This window comes from Staphylococcus sp. HMSC056G08, assembly GCF_001812305.1.
Taxonomy (GTDB): Bacteria; Bacillota; Bacilli; order Staphylococcales; family Staphylococcaceae; genus Staphylococcus; species Staphylococcus simulans.
In genome coordinates this window covers 1-10487 of record NZ_KV808534.1, presented here as the reverse complement: position 1 = coordinate 10487, position 10487 = coordinate 1, and the positions used below count along the sequence as shown (strand labels likewise).

Here is a 10487-nt window from a genome sequence, read left to right as displayed (position 1 = left end):
CATTCACTGTATCTGTTGTTTTATCTGGATAAGTGACTGTGACTGGCACTTCAAACTCACCGCTTGTTTTACCGTCAGGTACTTTTGTTGTATCTACAGTAATAATTGGTTGGTCACCCTCTTGAGGGAAACCTGGAACACTTACTTTGCCTTTGACTTCTTCTTCAGTAGTTGCGCTACCGTATGGTTTTGTGATTTCTCCCGCAGTCGGTTCGTATATATCTTTTTGTGGTTGATCTCCTACAGTAACTTTAACTGTTACTTTGTCTGTTGTTTTGTCTGGGTATGTCACTGTGACCGGAACATCAAATACGCCATGAGTATTTCCATCAGGCAATTTCGTTGGATCATCCACTGTCACTACTGGTGTACCTTTATCTACTGGGAAGTTAGGTACTGTCACTTTATCTTTCACTTCTTGTTCTGTTGTGCCTTGACCGTATGGTTTTGTGATATTTTCAAATTTCGGTTCATAAGTATCAGCGTCTTTCGGACCTACTGTTACTTTAACTTTCACAACATCTGTTGTTTTATCCGGATAAGTGATTGTTACTGGAACTTCGAATTCTCCACTTATGTTACCGTCAGGGACTTTAGTTGTGTCAACCGTAATAACTGGTTGGTCTCCTTCTTTAGGGAAATCTGGAATGCTTACTTTGCCTTTGACTTCATCCGCTGTAGTTGGAGTTCCGTATGGTTTTGCAATTTCTCCCGCTGTTGGTTGATATTTATCATTATCAGGTTGGACTCCTACTGTCACTTTCACATTCACTGTGTCCATTGTTTTGTCAGGATAAGTCACTGTAACGGGAACTTGGAACTCACCGCTTGTTTGACCATTTGGCAACTTGCTTGTATCAACTGTGATTGTTGGTGTGCCTTTGTCTTTAGGGAAATTCGGTACTGCGACTTTATCTTTTACTTCTTGTTCTGTTGTTGCTTGACCGTATGGTTTTGTAATTTCTCCTGTAGTTGGTTGGTACGTATCTGAATCTTTCGGTCCTGTAATAACAGGTACATTTACTACTTCACTTGTACCATCTGGATATTGTACAGTCACTGGTACATTTACTGTACCTGGCGTTTGACCATCTGGAATTTTTGAAGTATCTACTGTATAAGTCGGTTGATTACCATTTCCTGGGAAATTAGGAATAGTAACTTTTGATTTCACTTCATTTTCATCTGTTTTTTGACCAAATGGTTTATGGATTGCTTCAGTTGTCGGTTGATATTTATCGTTATCAGGTTGTACTTTTGTAGTAACCGGAACTTCAATAACTTCTGAAGAATTATCAGGATAATGTACAGTCACCGGTACATTCACTGTACCTGGTGTTTGGCCATCTGGAATTGTTGTTTCATCCACTGTATAAGTTGGTTGATTACCTCCAGCTGGGAAGTCTGGTACAGATACTTTTCCTGTGATTTCACCAGGTGTTGCTTTATGACCGAAGTCTTTTTCAACTGAACCTGCAGTTGGCGTATATTTGTCTTTATCAGACTGTGCTTTTGTGACTACTGGTACATTAACGTGCGCAACAGAACCATCTGGATACGTAACAGTAACAGGTACTAGAACTTTACCAGGCGTATTTCCATCAGGTAATTTATCAGGATGATCTATTGTTATTGTAGGTTTTTTAAGATGAGTCGGATATTTAGGGAATGTGACATGACTCATAACATCTTCTTCAGTTGCTGGTTGTCCGAATTCTTTAGTAACTGTTTGCGCTTTTGGTGGATATTTATTAGCTTCTGTTATATGAACAATTACAGATGAACCAGCGATATCGTTACCACCAGAAACAAGTACTGCAGTATAAATATCACCTTCCTGAGCCTCTTTAGGAATCGTAAATCCACTTACTTGTTCGCCTCGTTTTGGCGTTGTAAAGTCCGGAGCTCTATGCACTGTTTGTCCGCTAGGATCTCTCCATTCGATGTGTGTAGGCATTGGTGGTACATCACCATTAGGCAATTTAACATTAACACGACTGCCTGGTGCTGCTGGGTTGTCTGTCGCATTATACGGTACAGTATGAAGATCAATGGTATCCGATGGACTCAATACTACCGCAAAGTTCACATTCGCCCATTGTTGAAACCCTGAATAAGGTGCTGAAATTGGTACGAAAGAGATATTTTGGTTCGCTTTTCTAAATTCTGGTGAGGTAAATCCTGAATACGTTTGGACGAGTTTACCTTTAGTATTTAGCACAAAACCATAAATATGATCTACATCCAAAGTACCATTAGGGAATTTAGCTGCGTAAACCCCATTTCCATCAACCACTGAAACAACAGTAGCTGAAATATATTCTGGATGCGCAGTTAATAATCTTTTCGCAGCTGCAGCACGTTCATGTACAGGTACACGTTGTACTTCATTTCTATAAGCTGCTGCACCTTGTGAAGTTAATGAACTTAATACAACTTTATAACCCGCTGCGACTCTATCTCCTAAATTTGGGTTATAGTTAGGACCAGTTGCTGAGTTGGCTCTATCTCCACCTGAGCTTTCTATCCAAACTTTACCACGAACGACATTATAACCATCAACAGCTAATAGTTCTGGATAACTATGGTTACCTTCGCTTGTAATCCATTGATTTTTAGGTTTCGTCATATAATTACCGACTGGCACTTCAGCCATAAAAATACCTGTACGGCCAATGTTTTTACCTACTACTGGAGTTTGCCCCATATTGTTATCAGTAAATGTGTCTACAAATACACCTGGATAGAATCCACCAGCTTGTCGTAACATTGTCGCTTTGTTGCCATTAGGTAATGTAAAATCTGGAATAGCAAAACGATATTTTTGTCCTTTAAAAGCTTTATATACATGGTGTTTACCTGTCGCATCTGTCCAACCTTGTCTTAAGTCAAAGGCAAAGGCACCTGGACCATCTTGTGCACTGTCATCACGATTTTTATTATGTGTATATGCACGATAAATTGGTGAAATTGATCCATCTTTGTCCATCCATTGTAAATAAACCGGTGTATTGACAGGTACAGGTGCTAAACCATTTGTACCTACAGATGGGATACCTTGGTCCGCCATCCAAGCACGACCGGAAATTAAGTTAGTTTTACTTAATTCATCTGAACCTGAACGAACATAACCGTTTTTAATCGCATCTGCATCAATAATTATCGGTTCTATTGGAAGCGTTACCGCATATTTTACAAAGTCTGGATTATCTGCCACTTGTTCTGCCTCTGTAGTCAAATCTTCACGTACAGCAGGTTTATACCAAGTTTCATATTCATGGTACAATTGATAAAGTAAAGCTTGTTGAATTTCTTCGGGTGTGGCTTGACTGTCTAAATTCAATTCTTGAATTAAAGTCTGTGCTTCTTCTATAGAGACGCCTGAAGATTGTGCATAAAATTCAGCAGCTGTATTCAAATCTTGAACTTGTTGAATGTCTAAAATAGATTGAGGTACTTCTACTTTAGGTGTTTCAGCTACTTTTTGAACTGTTGTGTTTGTCTCAAACGGAGCTGTTTCTGTTGAAACTTCTTGTGATTTTGGAGCTGCAGTCGCTTCTTTTTCGACTGTTGGATCTACAACTTCTTGATGATCAGAAGTTGCTTTTTCTGTTGAATCATTACTAGCTTTTGTTGGTAGTGATTCAACTTCTGTTTTCGGTACTTCTTTAGTTTCATCTAGTGTTCTTGTTTCAGATGATGTAGTTACTGCAGTTTCATTAACAACTGCATCTGCATGATTCACTTCAACATTAGTGTCTTTGTCTGGTGTTGTTGCGTTAACTGTAGATGTGGTTGATGTTTCAGCTGCTTTCGCATCTTGTGTATTCACCCCGAATAATAAGATAGCTCCTACTAGAATAGAAGCAGTACCTACAGTGAATTTACGAATAGAATATTTGTTTTTTCTATCCGGTTGGAAAGATGCTTTGTTCTTAGATGTGTGTTCGTCTTTCAACCTAGACACTCCTTAATTTTAATTTAGGCATGCAAAATAATAACAAGAATAATCCCTTTCACCCCTTCTTGCTCTCTTTGAAAATTACAGATTCGAATTCTTCTTATCATCATACATAGCACCAAATAAATTATAACACTTATCTAATTGTACGTAACAATATTTTGGGTTCGTTTTCCTTATGTTATTTTATAAAAAAACGTTATAATTTAACCCAAACTAATTAACGCATATCTAATTTTAGTTATCTTTCAGAAAGAGAATTGAATATGCTTTTCTATGAATTTTAGACATACAAATAACGTTACAATATAAAAAAAGGAATGGATTGCTCCATTCCCAATGTGTTTTACTATTATAGTTTCCTAAGAGTTATTTAATTCTCTTCATTTTCTTGTTCTTGATCAACCCATTCTAACATCAAGTCAAAGTGTCTGCCTTCAGGTTCAATGTTATCCATATGAGCTAAACTTGAAAATGCATATAAATCAATCGTGTTTTCAGTATTTTTTGTCACATAATCAATCGTTGTATCAATCTCTACTTGTGTATCATCAAAACCATGAATGATTAATGTTTTAGTATTCAATGGCAAACGTGAAATGGGTGATGCCGCATATAATATATCTTCTGAAACATCACCAAAATATTCTTCTGCTGCGTTTCGTCCTAATTCCTTCGCTTTTGTATACGGTACATCAGTGACAGGTGATAATGCGACAATTCTATCCGCTTCATCTTCATTATTTAATACAAGTTGTCCACCCACTGAATGTCCTATAAGAATCAATGATTGACCTTCACCTACAAATTCAGAATTCCTAAATGTTTGAACTGCTTTTTTAACGTCCTCTTCTGGTGTAGGCCATTTATGTTCTCCACGACGATATTCAACATTTGCGACATTGTAGCCTTTATTTGTTAAAACTTCAATCATTTTATCATTTAAAGAACGATCAAATTTTTGGCGCCAATAACCACCATGAACTAACACAATCCATTTATCAGCATGTTTTCCATTTTTATCATTTGATGCATAAACATCAATTAATTGTTCTTCATGGTCTCCATAATATAATACTTCCATCGATAATCACTCCTAAGTGAATGTGATTTTCTAGCACTAACTCTTTACCCCCTTTTGTCAGTACCCACACTTTGCCGGACTGATAATACATACAAGTTGATGAAGTCTGCATTCGTCACATAAAATAAACCGACAAACCTAGAAGATTTGCCGGCCATTTAAATGATAGCTGTGTTATTATTTTAAGCTGTCTTGAATTTTTTTGATTTCATCTTGTTTTAAATCAACCACGATTTCGCCATCTTTAACTTCTTCTTTTAAAGCTTTTTGAGCTTCTTTAGAATGATAAAGTGCCGCAACTTTTTTCAATGTTTTATCGTCTTTGTCTTTAGAGTTTACTGCAATAATGTTGATGTATGGTTGTGATGCTTTTGTATCATCTTTTTCTAAGTAGATTGGATCTTTCTTCGCATCTAAACCTGCTTTAGTTGCTACGCCGTTGTTGATAACTGAAATATCTACATCGTCTAATGCACGTGCTGTTTGTTGTGCATCTACTGCTTTGATATCTAAATTCTTTTTGTTTTCTTCGATATCTTTAATGCCGCCTTTTAAACCGAAGTCTTTAGAAAGTTTGATGTAACCTGCTTTTTCTAATAATTTTAATGCACGTGCTTGGTTAGAAACATCGTTTGGAATGATAACTTTCGCACCGTCTTTTAAGTCTTTAATGTCTTTAATCTTTTTAGAATAGATACCTAATGGCGCAAATACTGTAGTACGAATCGGTGTGATTTTTGTGCCTTTATTCGCTTTTTCATATTGGTCTAAGAATGCAAAGTGTTGGAATGCGTTCATTTCGATATCCCCATCGTTTAGCGCCTTGTTTGGTACATTGTAATCAGAGAATTGTTTAACTTTCACTGTAATACCATCTTTTTTCGCAAGTTCTGCAACTTTATCCCATACTTTTGTTTCGTTAGATGCTACGCCGACTGTAACTGTTTTACTATCATCTTTCTTACCGCATGCAGCTAAAAGAACCACAAATGCGATTGCTAATACTAATAATTTCTTCATTCAATGACTTCCCCTTTACTTGTTTAATTTCTACGAATTTTCTTAGCCAAGACATTCCCTAAAGATTGAATCAGCTGAACCATAATAACTAAAATGACTACTGTAATCACAATGACGATTGTGTCGAAACGTTGATAACCATAAGCAAGTGCCAGATCACCAATACCGCCTCCGCCGACAGCGCCGGCCATGGCAGTTGCTCCAATTAAACCGATAATTGCTGTTGTTAATGCTAAAATCAATGAACCTAATGCTTCAGGTAATAAGAAGTAACGGATGATTTGAAGCGGTGATGCACCCATCGCATTTGCTGCTTCAATCACACCTGAATTCACTTCTAATAATGAGTTTTCAACCAATCTCGCAATATAAGGTGCGACATAAACTGTTAACGGTACGATTGCAGCTGCTGTCCCAATTGATGTACCTACCACTAATTTTGTGAATGGCACAATCGCAATTAATAAAATAATGAAGGGTACCGAACGCAATACGTTGATGACAGGGTTGAGAATATGATAAATCACCACATTTTCCCATATTCCATCTTTCTTAGTGACTACAAGTAATACACCAAGCGGAATACCGATTAAAGAACCGATTACTAATGAAATAGAGACCATCAATAACGTTTGATATAACGCCTCCATTAATTGAGACGAATCTAATGTAGATCCAAGCATGTTATACGACCTCCTCAAATTCAATATGACTTTGTTTCATATAATCAAATGCACGTTGCTTACTTTCATTTGAGCCTTTGATACGAAGTGTTAAATAACCGACTGAAGTATCTTGAATATCTGACATCGATGCATAAATAACATTCACATCTAAATTGAAGTCTTTAATTAATGTTTGAATCACTGACAATCCAATTTGTGAACCTTCTAGATAAACTTTGACGTCCACATAATCTGCGTCAGTTGGTAATTGATGAATCATCTTATCACTAATATCTGTACTGATAACTGTAGAAACGAAGCTTTTCGCAGTTTTCGTCTTAGGATGACTGAACACCTCTAATACACTGCCGATTTCGATGACACTGCCTTGCTCCATAACCGCAACTTTATCGCAGATTTGTTGAATCACGCCCATTTCATGGGTAATCAATAAAATGGTAACGTCAAATGTTCGATTGACCTTCTTCAACAATCGCAAGATTGAATCTGTTGTTGCTGGGTCTAAAGCACTTGTTGCTTCATCACATAACAAGATTTTAGGATCAGTAACCAAAGCTCTCGCAATCGCAACTCTTTGTTTTTGACCACCCGATAACTCATTAGGATACTGTGAACCTTTATCTCCTAGACCTACGAACTCAAGCATTTCGTCAACTTTCTCTTTTATGTATGACTTTTCCTTGCCTTCAAGGATGAGCGGCATCGCAACATTATTGAATACTGTCTTAGAATTTAATAAATTGAAATGCTGGAAAATCATGCCTATATTTTTCTTCACTTTACGCAATTCTTTTTTGCTGTATTGATTGATGTCATGACCATCCACAATAATGTTTCCTGATGTCACATTTTCAAGCTTATTGACTAATCGGATTAACGTACTTTTACCAGCACCGCTATACCCGATGACACCGAATATTTCTTGGCGTTCTACAGTAAAGCTGACATCTTTCAAAGCCTGAATTTCCGTTGAGCGTTTACGGAATGTTTTATTGACATCCTTGAACTCAATCATAGGTAAATCCCCCTTAATAATTTGAAATAAATGAATGTTAACTATTTTGAGATAACTCTATAAAAAGAAAATCCCGAGGACTAATGAAACAAGTCCTCGGGATACATATATCGGCTCGTCTCATCTTCACAGTGTTCTACTGTAGGAATTGGCACAGTAATTAATCTTCATAATTAATCCTGTTGCCGAGGCTTCGCAGGGCCTGTCCCTCCGCCTCTCTGGATAAGATAGTTTTATTCAATTCATTTATATTCCATATATTACAAAGTCTGACAGAAAAAGTCAACATTATTTTTCAGAAATTTAGATAAATTTATTCAATTCAAAAAATCTAAAATAAGAAAGCGATTACATTACTCGCAATAAAAAGAACCAGGCCGAAGCCCGGTTCTTACATACTTAGAACTTAATCTTATTCTTCTTCTTTACGACGTCTTGATCCAAGTACTGTTGTTGCACCTAAACCAGCCATAATTGCACCATAAACTAATGCTGCTGTATCGTCTGAACCTGTTTCAGGTAAAGCTTTAGCTGTTTGTTTAGGTTTTGTTGTTACTTTTGGTTGTGGTTGTTCTACATTATGATAAACCACTTTATGCGTAGTTTGTTTACCTACGAATTTATGACCATGATCATTATTTACATTAATGAATCCAGTATAACCATGAGTATCCGATGTTGGTGTACCATTGTTTCCACTTGGTGTAACTGCATCTGGTGTTGTATTTGGTACTGGTACTGTATTCGGTACTGGTACTGTATTCGGTACTGGTACTGTATTCGGTACTGGTACCGGTGTCGGTGTTGGCACTGGTGTCGGTACTGGTGGTGTCACAGTATTGTGTTGTGCTGGAACCAATGGAATCATTGGAATTGTCACTTTTGGTGTGTCTGGTTTTCTGCAAGGTACGATAATTCTTGTATTATCTGCACATTGTAATATTACATTGCCTTTCACATCATGATTATATCCAATAATCACAACCGCGTTACCGTTCGCATCACAAGGAATATCAACACGTTGACCATCGCTAAAGATAATCACATTCGTATTATCATTATCAATGTAGTTATTGATGATATATATCGGTTGTGTTGGTTGAGCATCTCTGCCATCGCGACCATCTCTGCCGTCACGTCCATCTCGACCGTCTCTACCATCATTTCCTTTTTGAATAGTGATTCTTGATCCATCACTGAATTCGATTACTGTATTACCGTTTGGATCTTGGCTTGTACCTTTGACTGTAACTGAAATGCCGTCTTTGCCTTTTGGTACTGTAATTGAATTACCATCGCTGAATGTCACTACTGTGTTACCATTCGGATCGATTGTTTGACCTGTCACTGTGATTGATTTACCGTCTTTTCCATCACGGCCATCTTTACCGCGTTGAACAGTTACTTTAGAGCCATCACTGAATTCGATTACTGTATTACCATTTGGATCTTGGCTTGTACCTTTGACTGTAACTGAAGTTCCGTCTTTGCCTTTCGGTACTGTAATTGAATTACCATCACTGAATGTCACTACTGTGTTGCCGTTCGGATCGATTGTTTGACCTGTTACTGTAATTGATTTACCGTCTACTCCGTCACGACCATCTTTACCATCGCGACCGTCTTTGCCTTTCGCAATTGTAGCTGTTGAACCGTCACTGAATTCTACAACAGTATTACCATCTGCATCTGGATGTGAATCTTTGACTGTAACTGAAGTTCCGTCTTTGCCTTTCGGTACTGTGATTGTGTTGCCGTCACTGAATGTGACTTTTGTATTGCCATCTGGATCAATTGTTTGGCCTGTTACTGTAACTGATTTACCGTCTACTCCGTCACGGCCATCTTTACCATCGCGACCGTCTTTACCTTTCGCAATTGTAGTTGTTGAACCATCACTGAATTCTACAACGGTATTACCATCTGCATCTGGATGTGAATCTTTGACTGTAACTGAAGTTCCGTCTTTGCCTTTCGGTACTGTGATTGTGTTGCCGTCACTGAATGTGACTTTTGTATTGCCGTCAGGGTCGATTGTTTGACCTGTTACTGTAACTGATTTTCCGTCTGCACCGTCTTTACCAGGTAAACCTTGGTCACCTTTATCTCCTTTTGAGATTGTAACTAAAGTACCATCGCTAAATTCTACAACTGTATTTCCATTAGGATCTTTCGTTGTTGAAGTAATAGAGATTGATTTACCATCTTGGCCTTTTGGAACGACAATTTCATGTCCATCGCTGAAGACTACTTTCGTATTACCATCTGGTTGAACTGTAGAAGAAGTAATTGTGATAGATTGTCCATCTTCACCTTTTTCTCCTTTAGCACCTTTAGGTATTACAACTTCGTGTCCATCGCTGAATGTCACTTTAACATCGCCATTAGGTAAGTTTTCAGTATTTGTGATAGTAATTGATTTACCGTCTACACCATCTTTACCTTTCGGCACAGTAACTTTCGAACCATCACTGAAGTCAATCACTGTGTTGCCATCAGCATCTGGTTCAGCTTTAGTAATTGTGACAGATTTACCGTCTAATCCTTTAGGAATGTTGATTTCACGACCATCTGAGAACGTTACTTTAGTTGAACCGTCAGGTTGTACTTCTGTGCCTGTAATAGTCACTGATGTACCGTCTGCACCTTTGTCGCCTTTATCTCCTTTAGGGATTGTGACGCTGCTGCCATCACTGAAGTTAACTACAGTGTTGCCATCTG

General features: G+C 37.7%; 6 protein-coding genes and 1 riboswitch. All 6 genes read right to left on the bottom strand.

The genetic code is table 11. The annotated features are described in order from the left end of the window. The coding region (locus HMPREF2846_RS12745; RefSeq protein ID WP_070626781.1) for a Rib/alpha-like domain-containing protein at positions 1 to 3958 on the bottom strand (3958 nt) is incomplete at its 3' end. Positions 3959 to 4334: 376 nt separating this feature from the next. After that, positions 4335 to 5045 (bottom strand): alpha/beta hydrolase, encoded by a 711-nt coding sequence (locus HMPREF2846_RS12740; RefSeq protein WP_070626780.1) that lies wholly within the window; start codon positions 5043 to 5045, stop codon positions 4335 to 4337. 177 nt (positions 5046 to 5222) lie between these two features. Next, positions 5223 to 6065 (bottom strand): dipeptide ABC transporter glycylmethionine-binding lipoprotein, encoded by an 843-nt coding sequence (gene gmpC / locus HMPREF2846_RS12735; protein ID WP_002480032.1) that lies wholly within the window; start codon positions 6063 to 6065, stop codon positions 5223 to 5225. Positions 6066 to 6088: 23 nt separating this feature from the next. Continuing rightward, positions 6089 to 6748, bottom strand: a complete 660-nt coding sequence (locus HMPREF2846_RS12730) for a methionine ABC transporter permease (RefSeq protein ID WP_002480033.1) — start codon at positions 6746 to 6748, stop codon at positions 6089 to 6091. 1 nt (position 6749) lies between these two features. Continuing rightward, a complete protein-coding gene (locus tag HMPREF2846_RS12725) occupies positions 6750 to 7766 on the bottom strand; it encodes a methionine ABC transporter ATP-binding protein (protein ID WP_002480034.1) in 1017 nt (338 codons plus the stop codon). 117 nt (positions 7767 to 7883) lie between these two features. After that, positions 7884 to 7995, bottom strand: a riboswitch (SAM riboswitch). 183 nt (positions 7996 to 8178) lie between these two features. Beyond that, positions 8179 to 10487: LPXTG cell wall anchor domain-containing protein (locus HMPREF2846_RS12720; RefSeq protein WP_141751893.1), on the bottom strand; the 2309-nt coding region annotated here is incomplete at its 5' end.

Excerpts from the sequence above, each read along its gene's own strand:
- HMPREF2846_RS12740 (WP_070626780.1), bottom strand. The coding sequence starts at position 5,045 with ATGGAAGTATTATATTATGGAGACCATGAAGAACAATTAATTGATGTT.
- gmpC (WP_002480032.1), bottom strand. The coding sequence starts at position 6,065 with ATGAAGAAATTATTAGTATTAGCAATCGCATTTGTGGTTCTTTTAGCT.
- HMPREF2846_RS12730 (WP_002480033.1), bottom strand. The coding sequence starts at position 6,748 with ATGCTTGGATCTACATTAGATTCGTCTCAATTAATGGAGGCGTTATAT.
- HMPREF2846_RS12725 (WP_002480034.1), bottom strand. The coding sequence starts at position 7,766 with ATGATTGAGTTCAAGGATGTCAATAAAACATTCCGTAAACGCTCAACG.